The sequence below is a fragment of the Cryobacterium psychrotolerans genome, assembly GCF_900101115.1.
Taxonomy (GTDB): domain Bacteria; phylum Actinomycetota; class Actinomycetes; order Actinomycetales; family Microbacteriaceae; genus Cryobacterium; species Cryobacterium psychrotolerans.
Map to the genome: position 1 here is coordinate 1 of NZ_FNFU01000029.1, position 20062 is coordinate 20062.

The 20062-nt window shown below is 69.7% G+C and carries 15 protein-coding genes and 1 rRNA gene; 3 read left to right on the top strand and 13 right to left on the bottom strand.

Translation table 11 applies throughout. From position 1 onward, the window contains the following. Nucleotides 1–1400 (top strand): HNH endonuclease signature motif containing protein (locus tag BLQ39_RS14735; protein ID WP_143006488.1); only part of this gene is annotated, 1400 nt, incomplete at its 5' end. Nucleotides 1401–1443: 43 nt separating this feature from the next. Here BLQ39_RS14735 and BLQ39_RS14740 read toward each other — a convergent pair. The 6 genes from BLQ39_RS14740 to BLQ39_RS14765 form a co-directional block, all read right to left on the bottom strand. Next, nucleotides 1444–2427, bottom strand: a complete 984-nt coding sequence (locus BLQ39_RS14740; RefSeq protein ID WP_143006489.1) for a DUF8320 family protein — start codon at nucleotides 2425–2427, stop codon at nucleotides 1444–1446. 107 nt (nucleotides 2428–2534) lie between these two features. Continuing rightward, nucleotides 2535–3821, bottom strand: a complete 1287-nt coding sequence (locus BLQ39_RS14745; protein ID WP_134575031.1) for a sensor histidine kinase — start codon at nucleotides 3819–3821, stop codon at nucleotides 2535–2537. Between the two features lie 10 nt (nucleotides 3822–3831). Then, nucleotides 3832–4485: a response regulator transcription factor gene (locus BLQ39_RS14750; protein ID WP_092325152.1), complete on the bottom strand. Its 654-nt coding sequence runs from the start codon at nucleotides 4483–4485 to the stop codon at nucleotides 3832–3834. 237 nt (nucleotides 4486–4722) lie between these two features. Beyond that, nucleotides 4723–5352: a thymidine kinase gene (locus BLQ39_RS14755; protein ID WP_092325154.1), complete on the bottom strand. Its 630-nt coding sequence runs from the start codon at nucleotides 5350–5352 to the stop codon at nucleotides 4723–4725. After that, nucleotides 5352–6671: a hypothetical protein gene (locus BLQ39_RS14760; RefSeq protein WP_134575032.1), complete on the bottom strand. Its 1320-nt coding sequence runs from the start codon at nucleotides 6669–6671 to the stop codon at nucleotides 5352–5354. Before BLQ39_RS14760 ends, BLQ39_RS14755 begins: the two co-directional genes overlap by 1 nt. Then, entirely contained in the window at nucleotides 6668–7894 is a 1227-nt protein-coding gene (locus tag BLQ39_RS14765; protein ID WP_135109230.1) for a sensor histidine kinase, read from the bottom strand. The genes BLQ39_RS14760 and BLQ39_RS14765 overlap by 4 nt, the downstream gene beginning before the upstream one ends. Before the next feature lie 161 nt (nucleotides 7895–8055). Here BLQ39_RS14765 and BLQ39_RS14770 point away from each other — a divergent pair, with 161 nt between their 5' ends. Beyond that, the gene (locus BLQ39_RS14770) at nucleotides 8056–9636 is read left to right on the top strand and encodes a Fic family protein (protein ID WP_092325160.1); all 1581 of its coding nucleotides are present in this window, start codon (nucleotides 8056–8058) and stop codon (nucleotides 9634–9636) included. On the opposite strand, the gene BLQ39_RS14775 is transcribed toward BLQ39_RS14770, so the two are convergent. The 6 genes from BLQ39_RS14775 to BLQ39_RS14800 all read right to left on the bottom strand — a co-directional run bounded on the left by BLQ39_RS14775 (nucleotide 9552) and on the right by BLQ39_RS14800 (nucleotide 18768). Next, on the bottom strand, nucleotides 9552–11030 hold the full coding sequence (locus BLQ39_RS14775) for a malate:quinone oxidoreductase (RefSeq protein WP_092325162.1): 1479 nt from the start codon (nucleotides 11028–11030) through the stop codon (nucleotides 9552–9554). The two genes, BLQ39_RS14770 and BLQ39_RS14775, sit on opposite strands and share 85 nt — an antisense overlap. A 69-nt stretch (nucleotides 11031–11099) precedes the next feature. Further along, nucleotides 11100–13598: a putative bifunctional diguanylate cyclase/phosphodiesterase gene (locus BLQ39_RS14780; protein WP_135109232.1), complete on the bottom strand. Its 2499-nt coding sequence runs from the start codon at nucleotides 13596–13598 to the stop codon at nucleotides 11100–11102. Nucleotides 13599–13696: 98 nt separating this feature from the next. Further along, complete coding sequence (locus tag BLQ39_RS14785; RefSeq protein WP_092325166.1) at nucleotides 13697–14857, bottom strand: ABC transporter ATP-binding protein; 1161 nt, start codon at nucleotides 14855–14857, stop codon at nucleotides 13697–13699. Beyond that, a complete protein-coding gene (locus BLQ39_RS14790; RefSeq protein WP_092325168.1) occupies nucleotides 14854–16443 on the bottom strand; it encodes an ABC transporter permease in 1590 nt (529 codons plus the stop codon). The genes BLQ39_RS14785 and BLQ39_RS14790 overlap by 4 nt, the downstream gene beginning before the upstream one ends. Nucleotides 16444–16518: 75 nt before the next feature. Then, nucleotides 16519–17607 (bottom strand): extracellular solute-binding protein, encoded by a 1089-nt coding sequence (locus tag BLQ39_RS14795; RefSeq protein WP_092325170.1) that lies wholly within the window; start codon nucleotides 17605–17607, stop codon nucleotides 16519–16521. Between the two features lie 165 nt (nucleotides 17608–17772). Then, nucleotides 17773–18768, bottom strand: a complete 996-nt coding sequence (locus BLQ39_RS14800; RefSeq protein ID WP_092325172.1) for a stage II sporulation protein M — start codon at nucleotides 18766–18768, stop codon at nucleotides 17773–17775. 32 nt (nucleotides 18769–18800) lie between these two features. Here BLQ39_RS14800 and BLQ39_RS14805 point away from each other — a divergent pair, with 32 nt between their 5' ends. Next, on the top strand, nucleotides 18801–19637 hold the full coding sequence (locus BLQ39_RS14805) for an RDD family protein (RefSeq protein ID WP_198417064.1): 837 nt from the start codon (nucleotides 18801–18803) through the stop codon (nucleotides 19635–19637). A 163-nt stretch (nucleotides 19638–19800) separates the two neighbouring features. Here BLQ39_RS14805 and rrf read toward each other — a convergent pair. Next, a 5S ribosomal RNA gene (rrf, locus tag BLQ39_RS14810) occupies nucleotides 19801–19917 on the bottom strand. Nucleotides 19918–20062 lie beyond the last annotated feature (145 nt).

The window sequence follows — 20062 nt, forward strand, 5'->3', positions numbered from 1 at the left end:
CGGAAGCAATGGTGCAGTCCCTCTCCGGCGGCTCCCGAGCCGACTCCCGCCGACTCGTGGACGTCGGCACAATGATGGCCGAAGCCGAAGCCGCCGAACAGCTCGCCAGACAAGCCGCCGAACAAGCCGCCGACCAGGCCGCGGAACACCCCGAGTGGGACCTCCCGGCCGCCGCCCTCGAAGCGCCCTGGCACGCGCCACTCGGCGACGCCGTCACCGCCGGCCGGATCGGCCTCGACACCGCCGGCTTCCTCCGCAAGGGCCTCGGCGAACCAGCCGCCGGCGTCACCCCGGAGATGCTCCGCGACGCCCTGACCGCCCTGATCGAACGCTGCACGGACCTCCGCGCCGCCGATCGCGGAATTGCCGCCCGCCAGGGCCTGAACGCGGAACAGGCGTTCACCGCCGCCCGCCACTCCCGCGACCAGATCGACACCAACGGGATCGCCGCCCGCGCCGACGCCCTGCGCGCCGCCCAATACCTCCGCACCTGGCGCAAGCCCAACGGCATGGTCCACGGCGACTTCGACCTCAACCCCGAAAACGGCACCTTCCTCCTCGAAGTCCTCGCCCAGATCACCGGACCCCGCCGCGGCGGCCCCCGCTTCGTCGACAAAGAACGAAAGGCCCGAGCCCAGAAAATCATCGACGACCCCCGCAGCACCAACCAAATCCACGCCGAAACCCTCATCGAACTCATCCACATCGCCGTCAACGCCGACCCCGGCACCGTGTTCTCCGGCTCCCGGCCCACCGCACGAGTGGTCGTGCAACGGGGCACCCCCGGCACCCAGACCGGGAACGGGACGAGCCAGACCGGGAACGGGACGACCACGACCGGGAACGGCAGCACGACCGACCACGGCGCACTCCACGACCACGGCGCGATCGAGGGCCACCCCGACCCGATCCCCCAAACCGACATCGACCGGCACCTCTGCGACGGATTCACCGCCATCGCCTTCGACGACGACCAGGTCGTCGACATCGGCCGGGAAAAACGCCTCTTCACCGAACGCCAAAAACTCGCCCTCGCCGTCCGCGACGGCGGCTGCCTCTGGCCCGGCTGCGACAAACCCCCCTCCTGGACAGAAGCGCATCACATCAACGAATGGCTCGCCAAAGTCGGCCTCACCAACATCGCCGACGGCATCCTGCTCTGCAGACCAGACCATCTCCGCCTCCATAACGAAGGCTGGACGATCAAACGAGAGGCAACCGGAACCTACTGGCTCGTTCCCCCACCCGGGAAAGACCCCGACCAAACCCCGATCCGCCTCGCCAGCAAAGCGGCCCTGCACCTCGGCTCCCCCGTCACCCTCCCCGCCATCGAGGCCCTGCCCTCCACCGAGACCTACCCGGCAGCAGGGCACGACACGACGAAGCCCGAACGGACCTAGGCTGCACGACTCGGCGGCCGACCGAACCGTCGACGCCGATGCGTTATCCCTCGCGGATGTCGCCGCCGGGCGTGACCATCAGGATCCGGTGTTCCGTCGCCTCGACGACGATCGTCGCGATGACCGGCCGGTCGGCGGGCAGCACCCGGGCGGTGAGGCGACCCGAGGAAAGCACGCTCAGCTCCCCCGCGACGGCAGCAGCCACGGCGGCCAGCTCGGCGGGCGGCGCGTCGCCGCTGTCGTCGAGCAGGGTCACCTTGACCCCGCGGATCCGTGCCGCCCGCGCCGCCCGGGTCACGGGGCCGAGGAACAAGGCTCGTCCGCGCATGGCGTCGCGCAGGGTCGCTTCGACGAGCAGGCATTCGGCCCGCAGCTCGTCGTCGAGTTCGTGCGAGCGGGCAAGAAGGTCCAGGGTGGGGCGGGCGAGTCCGTTTACCCGGGCGAGGTGCGCCTCGCGTTCCTCGATCGCCGCCACGGCCGTCGCGTCGACCACCGCGCGCTCGGTGCGCTCACGGTGCAGCACCTTGAGCGCTTCAGCGGACCGCCTGAGCCCCAGGGCGAAAAGCGTTGCGGCCAGCAGCGTGGCCGCGTGACGAAGCACGAGCCCCACGCCGTCAGCCGCCGTGAGCCCGTACGACATCGCCCACACGATCACAATCCCCACGAGCACCAGGTATGCGAGCCACGATGCACCCAGACGGCCGCGCACGGAGAACACCACGAGCACGAATGTGACGGCGCCCAGGTGCCAGTGCGCAAAGGGCCCCGGGGCCAACGGCGAAACGTGCATCGAGGTCACGATGACCGCTACCGCGGACAGCGCGAAGATGCTGAATGTGCGGGGCAGCGGCACGCGGTTGGGCCGGGACAAACCGAGCCACACGGCAGCCGCCGAGACCGACACGAAGCTGATTGCGGTGAGCAGGAGGCTGGACCCGGGATCGCGTGCGGCGAAGGCGAGGAGGGCGTGCACCGCGACGAAGAGCGCAGTGATGAAGAGGGCCAGCCGCCGGGGCAGCCGCGCCATGGGCGCGAGCCGGGCGCCAACCACCGTCATATGGGCCGCGGGGTCCGCCGGGGCCGCAGGGCTTACGGGGGTCAGCGGCGTCACGGGGACCACAGATTGTACGGGGGTCACGGGGTCCACGACACCACCACCTCGGTTCCGGCACCCGGCCAGGACCGCACGGCTGCGGACCCTCCGGCGACACGTGCCATCCGTCCGAGGATGCTCTCGGTGATGCCCAGCCGCTCGGGCGGGACGGCGCTGAGGTCGAAGCCCACCCCGTCGTCGAGCACCTCGACCCGGAGGCCACCGGACCGCGCCTGCACGATCACCGTGCGCACGACGGAACCGTCGTGCCCGGCCCCGGCCGCGGCCTCCGAATTGCGCAGAGCTTCGCCGACGGCGCCGAGCACCGCGGAGGCGGCGACGGCGGGCACCCGGAGGTCGGCGTCGAGGTCCGACCGGATGCTCGCATCCGGGGCCAGCTCGGTAACCAGCCGTTCGAGGCGGCGCTCGAGTTCGACGCCCGATACCGGCCGGTCGGGAACCGGCGCGCGCAGCGCGTCGAGTCGGATCAGGGTGTCGGCGGCGTGCCTCGAGAGCACCCGGGGCGGCACCCGGCCGTGCCCGGCCATCAGCAGCGTCGAGATGACGCCGTCGTGCACGAGCGCGTCGATGGTGAGCCGCTCCCGCGTGCGGGCGACGCGGGCGGCCGCCTCCGCGACATCCGCGTTGGCGAAGACTTCGGCCGCATCGACGCTGGCCGCCCTCCGCCGCGACACGGTGAACAGGCCGACGAACACCGTCAGCGCCAGGACCGCATACAGGCCGTCCTGCACTCCGACGAGAACGGGATTCGGATCGGCCGACGTGACCGCCCGCAGCAACCCACTGGCCAGGCAGACGCCCACCATGTGGATCCACGCCACCCGGTCGGCCGCGATGACCGCCACCGCCATCGTCGGACCCGCCGTGTATGAGATCACCCAGGGGATGTCGGCACCCGCCGGGAGGGACTCGGCCCGGAACAGCAACCAGAACCCGATGATGGCGAAGAAGACGACGCTCTGGCCGATCGCGATGCCGCGCAGCAACCGCAGGGGCGCCCAGAACGAGGAAATACCGACCAGGATCGGAACCCCGAAGAAGACCAGCCAGGCCGCGATCGCCAGCGCCGGCGCCGGGCTCCACCGCTGGGTGAGGAACGAGTCCACCGACAGAGCCCCGAAGGCGAGCGCGGTGACGCCCAGGCCGGCGAAGAGCGTGCGGGCCAAGCGTTCCGACGCGGGCCGGATGCGGGCCCGGGTTGCCGGCGGCGCGGGACGCGGGGTACGCGCGAGGCGCGCGGCCACGGTGGGCGCGGCATCCGGGCTGTCCGGCGACGCGGGTCGCGTGGCTTCCGTCTGTACTGTCACGATGCTGCGGTCACGACTGCGCGGGGAGCGGCAGGATGCCGTCTTCCAGGGCACGAATGTAGAGGTCGATCTTCGTGTTGGCGGGCCGACCGACCCGCTCGTACTTCGAACGCACCCGACGAATGTAGTCGATGACGGTCAGCTCGGACAGGCCCGTGTGCGAGGCCACCAGCGGCGCCTTCGCCCCGGCGGCGTAGAGCGAGAGAACCTCGCGTTCGCGCGGGCTCAGCCCCGCATCGGACAGGTCGGGGTCACCGTCGAGGGCCGCGGCCCACTCCGTCGACGCAATCGGCTCCCCCGCCGCGGCGCGGGTGACCGCGTCGAGCAGCACGCCGACCGACTCCGACTTGAGCACCACGCCGAGCACGCCGCTGCGGGCGGCGAAGCGCATCAGCTGGGCGTCGTCGCCGCCGGTGAACGCGAGCACCTGCGCGCCCGCCGCACGCAACCGGTCGACATTGCCGGTCACGGTGGAGCCGTCGGACAGGCGCAGGTCGAGGATGACCAGGTCGATGGGCTCGGCGGCGGCCTCCGACGCCAGGAGATCGGCCACGGTCGTGACGGTCGCCACGACCAGGATCTCGGGGAGGGTCGCGAACAAGTTGGCGAATCCGTGGGCGACGATTTCGTGATCGTCGATGAGGGCAACGCGGTATTGCGACATCCGATGTTCCCCCTTGTCTGCAGACTACTACCAGGTCGTGCCCCCACAAGTGACGGCTTTTGCTCTTTTATTGGGCTCTCTAGGCTGAAGGCGGGGAAACCCTGGGGGGGCCGGGGCGCTCGCATCGCTCCACCGCTCTTAGGCGGAGGCTCGGCGGTGAGCGCCTCTTCCCATTTAACCGGTTCGCCCTCTTTTTGACCGGATGGCCGGCGCCGGGTTACGGGTTCCGGGCAGGGTTTAGCGCAGGGTTTCGCGGCGGCGGTTGTTCAGCACGCCGCCGCTCTCTTCGAGGTAGCAGGAGCCGCAGAGCGACTCGTACGTCACCTCGGCCCCGTCGATGGCAACCTGGTCGCCGCTGAACACGAACGCCCCGTCGATCCGGCGGCCGTTGAAGACGGCCTTGCGCCCGCACCGGCAGATGGTCTTCAGCTCTTCCAGGCTGTGCGCGACCTCGAGCAGGCGCCGGCTGCCGGGGAACGCGACGGTCTGGAAGTCGGTGCGGATGCCGTAGGCCAGCACGGGCACGTTCTCGAGGATTGCGATCCGGAGCAGGTCGTCGACCTGCGTTTCGGTGAGGAACTGCGCCTCGTCCACGAGCAGCGAGCTCACGTCGAGGCCCGACTCGGCCAGGGTCTGCGCGCGGTGTTGCTGGAACAGGGCGAAGGCATCCGCGTCGGGGGTGAGCAGAAAGTCCACCCGCCGGGCGACGCCGAGGCGCGACAGGATGCCCATGTCGCCCTTCGTGTCGATCGACGGCTTGGCCAGCAGCACGCGGTGGCCGCGCTCCTCGTAGTTGTAAGCGGCCTGCAGCATCGAGGTGCTCTTGCCGCTGTTCATGGCGCCGTAGCGGAAGTAAAGTTTGGCCATTACTGCGGTTGTCCGATCTCGGCGACGTCCGGGTCGGTGTTAACCCGCTCATCATCGAAGGTAATGGTCACGAGCGGATGCCGCACCTTGACCCGCACCCGCACGAACACCGCCCGCAGCACACCGAGGTAGGGCCGAAGCGCTTTGCGCAGCCGGCGGGTCGGCAGGTCGACGCCGGCCTGCACTGTCACGGTGTCCACGTGCGGGGCCCGGGGACGCGGGTTGTGGAGTTCCTTGTAGCGGGCCGGGATCGCCCGGTAGGGCAGGCGGCCGAGGCCCCGCCGCTCGGATCCGGTGACCTGCACGACCAGGCTGCCGGGGTCGAAGCCCCGCAGCTCGCAGAGGGCGCCGATCAGGGCGGCGGTCGCGGCGCGCTGGTCGGGCCCGAACGCGGTCGCGCGGCGGTCGGCGTCGGAGACGACGAGCAGGGGTGCCAGGCCGCGCTCGGTGAGGGTGGCGCGCTCGCGCTCGACGACGCCGTCGAGCCACGTGCTGTCGACCTGCTCGACGAGGGCGCGGCGGACGTCGGCGGCGAACACCCCGGCCCGCTCGATGTCCCGCGGGCTGATCGCCCCGCGCTCCAGGACGGCGGTGAGGAGGGGGATGACGCCGGCGCGGAGGGCCGCGATCTGCTCGTCGACGACGGACTGGGCCACCTGGCCGCGGGTCTCCGCCGCGCGCACGACGTCCGCGCGGCGGGCATCCGTCTGCCAGACCAGGATCGAGCGCACGATGCGGCGCGAATAGGCGGCGCCGGCGGTGGCCGGGGCGAGCACCACGGTCATCGCCACGACCGCGTACACGCCGGGCGGCACGATGATGCTCAGGTACTGGGACTGCGCCAGCGCGAGCGCGCCGACGACGACGCTCGCGGCGGCGCCCGACAGGGCGATCTGGCGCCACGGCCGGTACGGGGCGAGGGCGAGCAGCAGCAGCCCGATTCCGAGCTGGCCGAAGTCGTCCTGGAGCCGGGAATTGTGCCCCCACTTGCTCGCCTGCTCGAACACGGATGCGGAGAGGGCCAGGCCGAGGACGAGCAGGTGCATGCCGGGTTCGAACGGCGCCCGCGCCGGCAGGGCGCCGACCACGAGCGCGGCTCCGGCCCCGACCATCGCGAGCAGGGCGAGCGCGGCCAGGGGCTGGCTCTGGATCTGGTCGGCCTGCAGGATCGTGGCGATGATGGCGTTGCCGACCGAGATCGCGGCCATGATCGGGGCGAGCGGCCACGCGGCGAGGGCACCGAGCGGGTCGAGCCGCTGCTGGGTGTCCTTGGACGGGTCGCGGTTCGCGCGCTCCGCCGGGCTCGGAATCAATTTCACGGGGCAACCTGCTCGTCGCGCTCGGCGGGGGCTGGCGCCGCGGGCACGCTGAGCAGCACCGACGTGCCGGCGCCGGGCCGGGAGAACACCGCGACGGATCCGCCGAGCTGTTCGATCCGGTGACGAACGGCCTGCCGCAGGCCGAGCCGGTCGGGGCCGCTCTCCGACTCCGTGAAGCCGCGGCCGGCATCCTGCACCATCACCGAGACGCTGTCGTCGTCGGCGTCGATGATCACCTCGGCTGCCACGATGCCGGCGTGCTGGATCACGTTGACGAGGCACTGCCGCACGGCCAGGCCGAGCTCCCGGTCGGCGGCGGGGTCGAGGCGGGCGAGCGCGACGCGGTCCCCCGTGACCGCGATCACGAGCCCGCGGTCGCGGCACCGGTCGATCGCCCGGTAGACCTCACTTGCCAGCCAGGCGTCGTCGCCGGTCGGCCGGTCGGTGGACTGCGCGTCGACATCCTCCAGCCAGGTGGAATCGTTCAGGGTGCGCAGGGTGTCACGGATGCCGGCGCGCATGCCCGAGCGGAGCGTGCCGGGCTGCGCCCGGGACAGCGCGTCGAGCTGCTCCACGGTGGTGTCGTGCATGCGGGCGATCGCCCGGTGGGAGAAGTCGTTGCGGAGCAGGCGGGCCTGGTCGTCGCGCACGGCCCGGTGGATCGCCGGCTGGGCGGTGCGGCCGGCGCGGAAGGCGAACCCGTCGAGCAGCATCACGCCGACGAGCACGAGGTAGGTGGACACGGTGAACACGTCGGGCCGGTACGGCACCTGGGTGTGCACCACGGCCAGCAGCACCGTGGCTTCGGCGAGCAGGAAACCCAGTGTGCTCCAGATCACCCCGACGAACGCGCTCGAGCCGGCGCCGCCGACCATGATCATCGCCATCTTCGGCAGCGAGACCAGGAACATGTTCGAGGCCGGGAAGACGCCGGGCATGTCGAGCAGGGTGACCGAGTAGAGGTAGACGCCGCCGGTGCCGAGCAGCAGGTAGGCGATGGTGATCGGCACGGTGCGGCGCCGGGCGAGCAGCACCAGCACGCCGCCCATGGCGAGCACGGCGAGCACCGTGAGCCAGAGCCGGGGGGTCTCGTTCGCGAGGCTGAGCATGACGACCGACACGAGAGCGCCGGCGAGACAGACGAGGCCGAACCAGTGCGAGGCCCGCGCGAGTGCACGACTGAGTGTCGACTGCACCAGGTGGCCGGGTAAGCCTAGCGACATTGATTCTCCCTCAGCTGAAGTATCCCAGATTCAGGGGCCGCTTCGGCTCGGGTTTCGGGGGCTGGCGCCGGGGCAGTACGGAGCTTATTATGCAATTCCCGAGCTTAACTATCAATTTCCGAGATATGATTAGTCCATAACGTACAGAAACCGAGTTTTTCGTGGCCATCCTGCAGACATCAGACTTCCCCAACGACAACGCTCCCACGCGCCTCCTGCGGGAGGGGCGGATTAGGCGGATCGCAGCTGGCATCTATACCGACGACGTCAACACGCCGCTTGAGGCCGTCGTAGCGCGCGAGTGGAAGACGATCGTTGGAACGATTGTCCCTGGGGCAGTCGTCACCGACCGAAGCGCCTTTGACCTGCGTCCAGTCGACGGCGCCCTGTATGTGTCGCACCCCCGCGTGCGCGAGATTCGTCTTCCAGGGCTGACTGTCTATCCGAACGGTCGAAACGAACCAGCAGAGCCCACGGACACACCAATGGGCGGCAACGTCTTCGGCGCTTCCGAGCAGCGAGCGATGCTGGACAACATGCGAGTGAGCAGGGTGCGCGCCGGCAAGAGCTCTCGAACGCTCAGCCGTAGCGAGCTTCACGATCGAATCGTGCTACTGGCCTCGAGTCGGAACGGCGACCAGCTCGCCCGCATGCAACAAGCAGTTGACGCACTAGCCGAACGGCGTGGAAATCAGGAGGACGCGAAGGGAATCCGGGCGTTCTTTGAGGCCGCGAGGGGTGAGCGGCCCACCGTGAAGTCAGAATCCAAAGCGATGAGAGCTGCTCAGTCTCAGATCCGATACGACCAACGGCAACTAGAGGCTTTCGAGACCGTCGTGCATGGCCTCAGCAACATCAGCCCACGTCTGCTCTACGCGCACACTCAAGGCAGCAAACAAAAGCTTCTGCCGTTCTTCGAGGCCTACTTCTCGAATTTCATCGAGGGCACAGAGTTCACCATCGAGGAAGCTGCAAGTATCGCGCTCGACAATCGAATGCCTGAGGACAGGCCGGCGGATGCCCATGACATCGCCGGGACGTTCCGAATCGTCAATGACGTGTCAGAGATGTCGATTGTGATCGACACCGCTGACGAGTTCATCGAAGCACTCAAGCGGCGGCACAGTGCCGTCATGGAGGGACGCCCCAATAAGAGGCCCGGTCAGTTCAAACTCCGAGCCAACCGTGCAGGCTTGACAGAGTTCGTCGCCCCCGACGAAGTTGAGGGAACACTTCGCGCAGGGTGGGGGATTCTGGAGGGGTTGGACGACCCATTCGCTCGCGCTGTCTTCACGATGTTCTTCGTGAGCGCGGTTCACCCTTTCGACGACGGCAACGGACGTGCCGCGAGGATCATGATGAACGGCGAACTCGTCAGAGAAGGTCACAGCCGGATCCTCGTCCCCACGATCCTTCGAAACGACTACCTCTCGGCGCTTGTCAGGGCAACGGAACACGACAACATCCACGGCCTTGTAACGGTACTTGGGCACGCGCAGAAATGGGCGTACGCAATGCCCTTCCAAGACATGGCCGCTGCCACGGCAGCATTGGTTGAGACCAACGCGATGGTTCCGTCCGTCGACGCTGAACGAAACGGGCTCAAACTCGAACTGTCCGGCGCTTCGACGATCCCGACTGAGGATGCCCCCCCGGACTACGCGGTGAGGTGCAGGGCGGCGGCGGTCTCGGCGAGGGAGGCGGCGGCGGCCGCCGGGTCATCCGAGAGCTTCGTGCCGTAGCTGGGGATCATCTGGCGCAGCCGGGGTTCCCAGCCGTCGATCTGGTCGGGGAAGCAGCGCTTCAGCAGGTCGACCATGATCGGCGCGGCCGTGGATGCCCCGGGCGAGGCTCCGAGCAGACCGGCGATGCTGCCGTCGGCGGAGGTGATGACCTCGGTTCCGAACTGGAGCACGCCACCCTTGGCGGCATCCTTCTTCATCACCTGCACGCGCTGGCCGGCGGTGATGAGCTCCCAGTCCTCCATCCTGGCGGTGGGCATGAACTCCCGCAGCGCGGCGAGCTTCTTCTTGCGCGAGGCGAGCACCTCGCCGACGAGGTAGCTGACGAGGCTGAAGTTGTGCCAGCCGACGGCGAGCATCGGCACGAGGTTGTGCAGGCGGATGGAGAACGGGAGGTCGAGCCAGCTGCTCGTCTTGAGGAACTTCGGCGTGAAGCCGGCGTACGGGCCGAACATCAGCGAGGACTCCCCGTCGACGACGCGGGTGTCCAGGTGCGGCACCGACATGGGCGGGGCGCCGACGGCGGCCTTGCCGTAGACCTTGGCCTTGTGCTGGGCGACGACCTTCGGGTTGGTGGTGCGCAGGAACTGCCCGCTGATCGGGAAGCCGCCGAAGCCCCTGGCCTCGGGGATGCCGCTGTTCTGCAGCAGGGCCAGGGCCCCGCCGCCGGCGCCGACGAAGACGAAACGGGCGTTGACGCTGCTCTTGTTGCGGCCGACCAGGCGCAGCAGGTTGAGCCGCCACGTGCCATCCGGGAGCTTCTTCAGCCCGGTGACCTGGCGGTTCACGTGGATGCCGACGCCCTGCCTGGCCAGGTCGTCGAACATGAAGCGGGTCACGGCGCCGAAGTCGACGTCGGTGCCGGACTCGATGCGGGTGGCGGCGATCTTCTGGCCGGCCGGGCGCTTCTTCGTGAGCAGCGGGGTCCAGGTGCCGATCGTCTCGCGGTCTTCGCTGTACTCCATGCCGGCGAACAGGGGCTCGCCCCGCAGCACGGCGAACCGCTTGCGCAGGTAGGCGACGCTGGCCTTGCCGTGCACGAACGTCATGTGCGGGGTGGAGTTGATGAACTTCTCCGGCGAGGGCAGCGCGCCCGTTTTCACGAGGTGCGCCCACAGCTGCCGGCTGATCTGGAACTGCTCGTTGATGGCCACGGCCTTGTCGGCGGTGACCGTTCCGTCGGGCGCCTCGGGCATGTAATTCAGCTCGCAGAGGGCCGCGTGGCCGGTGCCCGCGTTGTTCCACGGGTTGGAACTTTCCTCGGCGACTTCGCCGAGGCGCTCGTAAACCTGGATGTTCCAGTCGGGCTGCAGCTGCTTGATGAGGGTTCCGAGGGTGGCACTCATGATGCCGCCACCAATGAGGACGACGTCGATGGGGGCCTGTTCATTCACCCGTCCACTCTATCGGCGGTGACAGGATGCCCCGTGCACGGTGACGACGGACGGCGGGTCCGGGCCGGGTTAGACCGGCGCGGGAACCGCCAGAACGTCGCTGTCGCCGGCCGGGGCGGCGGCATCCGTGGCGGAATCCGGCGCGGCGGCATGCGCGGCGGCGTCGACCAGCGGCGGCAGGCGGCGGGGCAGGACCGCCCGGGCGCCGAACTCCTCGAGCCGGGCCACCGTGTTCTCGAAGCTCTGCGGGGTGCCGTAGTGGAATCCCTGGGCGCTGCGGATGCCGAGCGCGCCGAGGTGGTCGGCCATCGCCTGGTTTTCCACTCCCTCGACGATCATCGAGTACTCGAGGTTGTCGCCGAAACCCTGCAGCGCGGTGAGCACCTCGCGCTGGCGCACGTCGTCGAGGTCGTCGACGAGGCTGCGGTCGATTTTGAGGATGTCCATCGGCATCCGCACGAGGGCGTCGACCGAGGAGTCCTGGGAGCCGTAGTCGTCGAGCGCGATCATCAGGCCGAGTTCGCGCAGCCGGTCGGCCTGGGCACGGATGGCCGGGGTGACGCGGGCCATCGACCGCTCGTTGAGCTCGAGGCAGAGCGAGATGCGGGGGTAGCGCTCGGCCAGTTCCTCGACGAAATCGCCGACCCGCTTGGGCACGATCTGGCCGGCCTCGACGTTGATGGTCATGCAGACGATCCGGGGTTCGATCAGGCGGAAGTCGTTGGCGGCGGCCATGGCCTTGACCGCGACCTGCTGGGTCAGCTTGTCGAGACGGCCGAGACCCTTGGCCTTCTCGACCAGCGACGACGGCGAGAGCGGGCCGAGCTCGGGGTGCGTGTAGCGCACGAGCGCTTCGAACGCCCAGATCTGCCCGGTGACGAGGCTGACGATCGGCTGGTACGCGATCTGGAGCAGGTCCTCGTCGATGGCGCGGGCGACGATGTCATTCATCTCCGAGGAACGATGGCCGGAGATGTTGATGCTGCTCTCCTTTGACGGCCCGCCGCGTCGCCGGGACTTCTTGATCGCGAGCATGCTGCGGTCGGCGTCTTTGAGCAGCTCAGTGATGTCTGTCTCGCGGTGCGCGGAGTAGGCCAGGCCGATGCTGACCACGGGGAGAACCGTCACTGTGTCCACGGTCATCGGTTCGCCGGTGGCCGACATGATCCGTTCGGCGATGATGTTCGCCTCGCCCAGCGACTTGAGGTGCGTGAGGATGACCACGAACTCGTCGCCGCCGACGCGGGCGACGACGTCGTGCGGGCGCACCACATCGCTCAGCCGGTGACCGATTTCCCGCAGGATGCTGTCGCCCACCGCGTGGCCGTACCGGTCGTTCATCCGTTTGAAGTCGTCCAGGTCGATGAAGAGCACCGCGATCGCCTCGGAGTAGTCGCGGTTGTCGTTGATGTTGGCCAGCGCGACCTGGAACGAGCCGTAGTTGGGCAGCCCGGTGAGCGGGTCGGTGTTCGCTCGCACGGTCAGGCCGCCGATATTGTGGCGCGTCTCGTCCACCGCTTCCGCGGTGTACGCGAGGGTCTCGATGGCGCTCCGGTCGTCCGCGCTGAACGCCCCGTCCATGGGGTCGCGCACGGCGACGACGAACTGGCTGAGGCCGGCGACCAGGGAGACGCGAACCCCGAGCTCCCCCGGCTGGGGCGGTTGCGTGCGCACGCTGACCGATTCGACCCCGATCGTGTCTTCGACCGCGCGGCACAGGATCTCGGCGATGTCGTCGGCATCCGCGTCCGAGGTCCCGCCGGAACCGGGAAGCCGCGAGGCGGCCGCAGCAGCGCGGTTGCCCTCGATGAGCCTGGTGCCGCCCGCGATCAGCCCGCGGAGCAGCCGGCGCATGGCCGTGCGGCTGTTGGCTGCCTTGACGCCGACCGCCGTGACCGCGAGGCCGAGCAGCACGACGATGATGGCCTCGGTGGCCGAGTCGATGATCGGCACGTGATTGTCGCTCCAGAACGCCAGGCCGGAGGCCAGCGCCCCGCACCCGACGACGGCGACGATGAAACGCCCGGGAGCCAGCGCCCGCAGGCCGCCGAGGTCGACCTGGGGCCTGGTGAAGCGCCGGCGCAGGGATTCGACGATGACGATGAACACGACGTAGGCGCCTGACCCGATCGCCACGGCCAGCAGCTCGGGAAGCCCCGCCGAGAGCATCCCGGCGGAGACCAGGACGGCGGCAATACAGCCGGCGCCGACGAGCCCGGCGCTGTACAACGCGACCGAAACCCGACGAGACTCCACGAGAAGGGCGAGGGCGACGCCGAGCACGACGAGTCCCATGCCGCCGCCTGCCGGGGGGATGGCCGGGGCCAGGGCGGGCAGGGCGAGGACCGGCAGGCTGACCACCGGCGTGCGGTGCGGGACGGTGCCCACCCTGACCCAGGTGAGCTCGAGCGCCGCGGCGCAGAGCACCCCGAGCAGGCCGATGACCCAGAACTCGGCCGGGCCGATGACGAGCAGCGTGATCGAGCGCACGACCAGCACGACGGCCAGCGACGCGAACACGGCGAACGCAATGAGCTTCACGCCCGATGGTGCCCGTTTCTCTCCCACGATCAGACACTACTGGAGACATCCGCCCCCGCCGGGCGCGCACGCACTTTCGTCCCCGTGTCGAGGCCCCGTGTCGTGCGGGCCGCCGGGTTCAGCCGCTAGGGAAGCGCGGGCGACCCCGGGTAGGCGAGCACCCGCCCGCGCACACGAACGGACACCCGTGCGCCGGCGGGCTGCAGGTCGGCCGCGGTCACGCGCGACCGGATGCGCAGGCCACCGTCCAGAAGCAGGTCGAGCATGGCGTCGTGGCCGGTGTAGCTCACGCCCGTGACGGTGGCGGTGCGGCCGGGTTCGTCGGTCGCCGGGGCGATCTCGACCTCCTCCGGCCGCACGAGCACGGTCACGTCGTCGCCGGCCTGCGGCGGCCCGGCCACCCACTCCGCCGGGAGCCGGCCGAGCGCGCAGTGCACGGTGCCGGTGCGGGGCGGCCGGGCGGTGCCGCCGGTGCCGCCGGTGCCGCCGGTGCCCTCCGGAGCGTCGGGGGTCCAGACGCCGGGCAGGAACACGGCCTCGCCCACGAAGCTGGCCACCCACGGGGTCGCCGGCCTGCGGTAGACCTCGTCGGGCCGGCCGAATTGCAGGATCTCCCCGAGGCGCATGACCGCCACGTAGTCGGCGACGGAGAGCGCCTCGGCCTGGTCGTGGGTGACGAGGATGCCGGTCATGCCCTCGACGCGCAGCAGGGCCCGCACCTCGTCGCGCAGGTCGCCGCGCAACAGCGGGTCGAGCGCCCCGAACGGCTCGTCCAGCAGCACGACGTCGGGCACGCCGGCCAGCGCCCGGGCCAGCGCCACCCGCTGGGACTGGCCGCCGGAGAGCTGCGCCGGCAGACGGTCGGCCAGTGCGGTGAGGTCGACGAGCGCGAGCAGATGCCGCACCCGTTCGCTCCGGGCCTGCTTCCGCGCCGCTCCGCGCACCCCGCCGATCGCGGCCTTCTTGCCCGTTCCGAGTCCGAAGGCGACGTTCTCGGCGACGGTGAGGTGCGGGAACAGGGCGGCGTCCTGCGGCACCCAGCCGATGCGCCGCTTTTCCGGGGCGAGGTGGATGCCGTGGGTGGCGACCATCCTCCGGCCGAGCCGGATCTCGCCGGAGCGGGCGCGCACGAGGCCCGCGATCGTGCGCAGCAGCGTGGTCTTGCCGCATCCGCTCGGGCCGACGATCGCGACCAGGGATCCCTCGGGCACGTCGAGCGAGACGCCGCGCAGCACCGGCTCGGCGTCGTAGCCGACGACGACACTCGTGAGGGAGAGGATGGTCATGCCGGTGTTCCGTCCGTTCGGGCCCGGCCTGCCCCGGAGAGCAGGAAGGCGGGCACCGCGGCGACGAGGATCAGCGCGGCGGCGTAGGGGGCTGCGGCGCCGTAGGCGGAGACATCCGTTCTCGCCCACAGCTCGACGGCGAGCGTGTCGGTGCCGGTGGGGCGCAGCAGCAGGGTGGCCGGCAGCTCCTTCATGGCCGTGACCATGACAAGCAGCGCCGCGGCGCCGATGCCGGGGCGGGCCAGCCGCGCGGTGACGAGCCACCAGGTCTGCAGCCGGCCGTAGCCGAGCGTGCGGGCGACGTCCTCGAGCGAGGTGGGCACCTGGCCGATGGAGGTGCGGATGGCGCCGATCGCCTTGGGCATGAACAACACCCCGTAGGCGAAGGCGAGCACCGCGGCGGTCTGGTAGAGCGCGGGCACCACGGAGAGCGAGAAGAACACGAGCGAGAGGCCCACGACGATGCCGGGCAGGCCGAGCGCGAGGTAGCCGGCGGATTCGATCGAGCGAACCAGGCGGCCGCGGTAGCGGGCGGCGAGCGCGCCGATCGGCAGCGCGAGCGCCACCGCGATGACCGCGCCGCCGGCGGACAGCGCGAGGGTGTTGAGGAGGGCCTGGCCGAGGTTGGCGAGGTCGAGCGCCCGGAGCGTCTCGGCCTCGAACAGCCGCACGAACAGCTCGGCGACGGGCACCCCGACGGCGAGCACGGGCACGGCGACCAGCAGCAGCAGGGCCGGGGCGCTCCAGCGGCCGAGGCGCACGATGCGACGGGTGGCCACGCCGGACACCGCCCCGAACTGCCGCTGCGCACGCCCGCGGGCCGTCTGCTCCCCCAGCACGACGAGCAGGGCCAGCAGCACGAGCACCGTCGCGAGGATGGCCGCGTAGTTGCGGTTGAAGCTGGCGCCATAGGCCTGCTGGATCGCGGTGGTCAGCACCGGGAAACGGAACAGCGCGACCCCGCCGAAGTCGGCGAGCACGTACAGGCAGACCAGCAGGGCGCCGGCCAGGGTGGCCGGACGCACCTGCGGCCAGGTGCCGAGCCAGAAGGCCCGCCACGGCCCGCGGCCGAGCGTGCGGGCGACGTCGTCGAGGCCGCTGGTGCCCGCCCGGAGCGCCGCCGTCACCGGCAGGGAGACATACGGCACCGACACCAGGGTGAGCACGAACCACGACGGCCAGAACCCCTGCAGGGTGGGCGCCGCTGCGAGCCAGCCGTACGCCGCAAGGTAGGAGGGCACGGCCAGCGGCAGCGCCGCGAGCACCACCCACAGGCTCCGCCACCGCAGCCGGGCGCGGGCCAGGAGGAACGCCGTGGGCACGCCGAGCAGCACGGTCGAGGCGGTGACCGCCGCCGCGAGGGTGACCGTGTTGAGCAGCAGCCGCGGCACCCGAGGGCGCCCGAGCACCCGGACCACGTCGTCGAGGCCGCTGCCGCCGACCCGCACGAGCAGGTAGATCAGCGGGATGGACGCCAGCAGGCAGGCGAGCACCGCGAGCAGCAGCAGGGGCCGGGGCGGGCGCCTGCTGCTGCTCGTGCTGTTCGGTTCGGGCACGGATGTCGGTGGCTCGTTCAGCCCTGACATCACGGGCCCCGATGACGCTGGTGGGACATCCGTCTCCTGGTCGACGCTTCGTGGGGTGGCGGTACGCCCGTTCCCCTACAAGAGACCGTACTGCGCGAGGAGCTCCTGCGTCTTTTCGAGCGAGTCGAGGTCGGCCAGGTCGAAGCCCGTGTTTGCGAGGCTTTCGAGCGTGGGCAGGCCCTTCGGCGCGTCGATGCCGGGCAGCAGCGGGTACTCGAAGGTCTTGTCGACGAAGTACTGCTGGCCCTTCTCCGACACGAGGTATTCGATGAAGGCGAGCGCGTCCGGGTCGCCGGCGGCTTGCTTGAGGATGGCCGCGCCGGACACATTGACGATGCCGCCCGGGTCACCCGGCAGGAACTTGAGCTGCGCGCGCATGTTGTCGGCGCCCACCTCGGCGGCCTTCTCGTACCAGTAGTAGTGGTTGATCAGGGCGAGCTCGAGCTGGCCGGCGTCGACGAGGTCGAGCGTGGCGCCGTTCTTCTCGGTGAGCACGGGGGCGTTCTCGCTGATGCCCTTCACCCAGGATTCGGCGGCCATCTCGCCCTCGAGCACGCGGTACGCGGTGACGAAGGACTGGAAACTGGCGTTGCCGGGCGGGAAGCCGACCTTGCCCTTCCAGCCGGCGTCGGTGAGCTCGTCGACGGTGTCCGGCACCTCGTCCTCGGTGAACTTCTTGCCGTCGTAGGCGATCACCCGGGCGCGCCCGGTGACGCCGATCCAGCTGGCGTCGGTGGAGGTGTAGTCGGCGGGGATGCTGTCGGCCAGGTCTGCGGGGATCTTCGCGACGAGGTCGTTGTTGGCGAGCGAGCCGAGCGCGCCGGCATCCTGGGAGAGGAAGACCTGGGCCGGCGTCTTCTCACCCTCCTCGAGCAGCAGCGCGTTCAGCTCGGCGCTCGGTCCGTAGCGGGCCTCGACCTCGATTCCGGTGTCCTCGGTGAACTGCTCGATCAGCGGGGCGATCAGCGCCTCGTCGCGGCCGGCGTAGAGCGTGAGCTTGCCGTCGCTCTCGATGGCTTCGGTGGATGCCTTCGGCCCGGTGCCGGCGGGGCTGCAGCCGGTCAGCGCGAGGGCGGCAACGACGAGGCCGGCGCCGTAGACGAGCCTCCGGCGGGATGCGGCGGGGCGCAGGCGCGGGCGTGCGGACAGGAGTGGTGCGTGCATAAGAGTATTTTCTCCGTGCTCGATGGACAGCGTGCTCAGTGGACAGCGTGCTTGATGGACAGAACGACCGCACGTCATCGGGCAGTTAGGTAAGCCTAACCTATGCTTGAGTCGGCGGGCAATCCGCGCTGCGCGGCGGGGGCATCCGCTCTGTGCGGCGGGGGCTCAGCCGGCGTAGATGCGCGAGCTGCCCGCCTCGAACTCGTCGAGGTCGCCGGTCTCGCCGGAGCGGATTGCTCGGCGGCCGGCGACGAGCATGTAGGCCAGGAACGCCGCCAGGGCGAGGGCGCCGATGCCGATCTTGACCGGCCACGGCCAGGGCGCCGGAGTCACGAATCCTTCGATCACGCCGGAGATGAAAAGCACGAAGACCAGGCCGATGGCCACCGTGAAGAGCGCCCGGCCGTCCTGCGCGAGAGCCTGGCCTCGGGTGCGCGTGCCCGGGGCGATCCAGGCCCAGAAGATCCGCAGGCCGCCGGCTGCCGCCACGAAGATCGCGGTCAGTTCGAGCATCCCGTGCGGAGCGATATAGAGGAAGAAGACGTCTCCCTTGTCGTAGGCGAACATGACGGCGGCGCTGACGCCGAGATTCTGGGCATTCTGAAGCACGATGTACGGAACGTAGACGCCGAGGATGCCGAAGGCGATGCACTGCGCGGCGATCCAGGCGTTGTTCGTCCAGACCAGGCCGGTGAAGGATGCCGCGGGGTTCTCCGAGTAGTAATCGACGAAGTCCTCGTTCGCTAACTGCCGGAGCTGCGCATCCGAACCGAAATTCGCGAGCACCTGCGGGTTGGAGAAGGCCCAGGCCGCGTAGAGTCCGGCGACGACGAAGGTCACGACGGCCACGCCGAGGGTGATCCAACGCAGGCGGTACAACGCGGCCGGCAGCTGGAGCACGAAGAACCGCGGCAGTTGCGAGAGCACACCGGCACCCGCACCGGTGAACCTCAACCGGGCCCGCGACAGCGCGACGGACAACCGGTCCCCCTGCACCGTCGACCCGGCGGCCGTCTTGATCGCCGACAACTGGGCCGCGCCGGCCTGGTACCGCTCGATCAGTTCGTCGGATTGCTCGCCGCTGAGCACCCGGCGCCGGGCCAACTCGGCAAGGCGATCCCATTCTTCGCGGTGCGCGGCTGAGTAGGCATCGAGGTCCATCTGCTTCAATAGTATTCATGGCGGAGCCGCGGATGTCGGTAGCCCACGGTGACGATGCCCGGGGCGATCATGAGGTCGTGACGGGGGAGGCCGTCGCCCTCGATGTGCGCCCCGCCAGTGTCATCCTCCGCGGCGCCGGCACGATCATCGACTGCGTCGCCTACCTGGCGATCTTCCTGGTCGTCTTCCTCGGGATCGGCTGGCTGACGGGCGACACCGACAGCGCACTCGCGCGGGCACTGCTCATCGCCGGGCTGGTCTTCTCGATCCTGATCGTGCCGATGGTCGTGGAGACGGCGACGGCCGGCCGGTCGCTCGGCAAACTGGCGGTCGGCGCGCGGATCGTGCGGGACGACGGCGGGGCCATCCGGCTGCGGCACGCCTTCATCCGCGCCCTCGTCGGCGTGATCGAGATCTACCTGACCATCGGCGGGCTGGCCGTCATGACGGCGCTGCTCAACGGCCGGTCGAAGCGCCTCGGCGACATCCTGGCCGGCACCTACAGCCAGCATGAACGCGTGCCCCGGCTTCCCCCGGCCGCGTTCGGCCTCCCGGTGCAGCTGGCGGCGTGGGCCGAGACGGTGGATGTGGCCCCGCTCCCCGACCGGTTGTCCCGTCGGGTCGCCCAGTTCCTGCTTCAGGCGTCGAAGATGACGCCGGCCACGCGGAGCCGGCTGGCGTCCTCGCTGGCTGCCGAGGCATCCGTGTTCGTCTCGCCGGTGCCGGACGTGCCCGCCGAAGTCTTCCTGGCCGGCGTCGCGGCCGTGCGCCGCGACCGCGAGCATGCGGGCCTGATGCTGCAGCGGGCGCGGCTCGAGCGGCTGAAGCCGGTGCTCACCGCCCGCCCGCACCACTTCCCCGAGCGCTGACGCGCCTCGACACCCTCGACCACCGGGTCGTGGAGACGCGTTAACGCAGAAAACGGCCACCCGGGGGTGGCCGTTAACGCAGGAAAGCCACCCCGAAGGATGGCTTTCCTTAACGCAAAATGGCCACCCTGTGAGGTGGCCATTTTGTTTGTTTCTAAGTTAAGTCCGGCGGTGTCCTACTCTCCCACAGGGTCCCCCCTGCAGTACCATCGGCGCAAAGAGTCTTAGCTTCCGGGTTCGGAATGAGACCGGGCGTTTCCCTCTTGCTATAGCCGCCGAAACACTTTTCGATGTTTCGAACCTATATTTTTTAGTTATAGAGCCCCTGGTGTTTATGAGACACCGTGGGGCGTTGTTCTCGACCGTACATCGAGAACCACATAGTGGACGCAGAGCAGCTTATTCAAACTGAGTGTTATCAAATT

Excerpts from the sequence above, each read along its gene's own strand:
- BLQ39_RS14785 (WP_092325166.1), bottom strand. The coding sequence starts at position 14,857 with ATGACCATCCTCTCCCTCACGAGTGTCGTCGTCGGCTACGACGCCGAG.
- BLQ39_RS14755 (WP_092325154.1), bottom strand. The coding sequence starts at position 5,352 with ATGGCCAAACTTTACTTCCGCTACGGCGCCATGAACAGCGGCAAGAGC.
- BLQ39_RS14790 (WP_092325168.1), bottom strand. The coding sequence starts at position 16,443 with ATGTCAGGGCTGAACGAGCCACCGACATCCGTGCCCGAACCGAACAGC.
- BLQ39_RS14800 (WP_092325172.1), bottom strand. The coding sequence starts at position 18,768 with ATGGACCTCGATGCCTACTCAGCCGCGCACCGCGAAGAATGGGATCGC.
- BLQ39_RS14765 (WP_135109230.1), bottom strand. The coding sequence starts at position 7,894 with ATGTCGCTAGGCTTACCCGGCCACCTGGTGCAGTCGACACTCAGTCGT.
- BLQ39_RS14740 (WP_143006489.1), bottom strand. The coding sequence starts at position 2,427 with ATGGCGCGGCTGCCCCGGCGGCTGGCCCTCTTCATCACTGCGCTCTTC.
- BLQ39_RS14750 (WP_092325152.1), bottom strand. The coding sequence starts at position 4,485 with ATGTCGCAATACCGCGTTGCCCTCATCGACGATCACGAAATCGTCGCC.
- BLQ39_RS14805 (WP_198417064.1), top strand. The coding sequence starts at position 18,801 with ATGTCGGTAGCCCACGGTGACGATGCCCGGGGCGATCATGAGGTCGTG.
- BLQ39_RS14795 (WP_092325170.1), bottom strand. The coding sequence starts at position 17,607 with ATGCACGCACCACTCCTGTCCGCACGCCCGCGCCTGCGCCCCGCCGCA.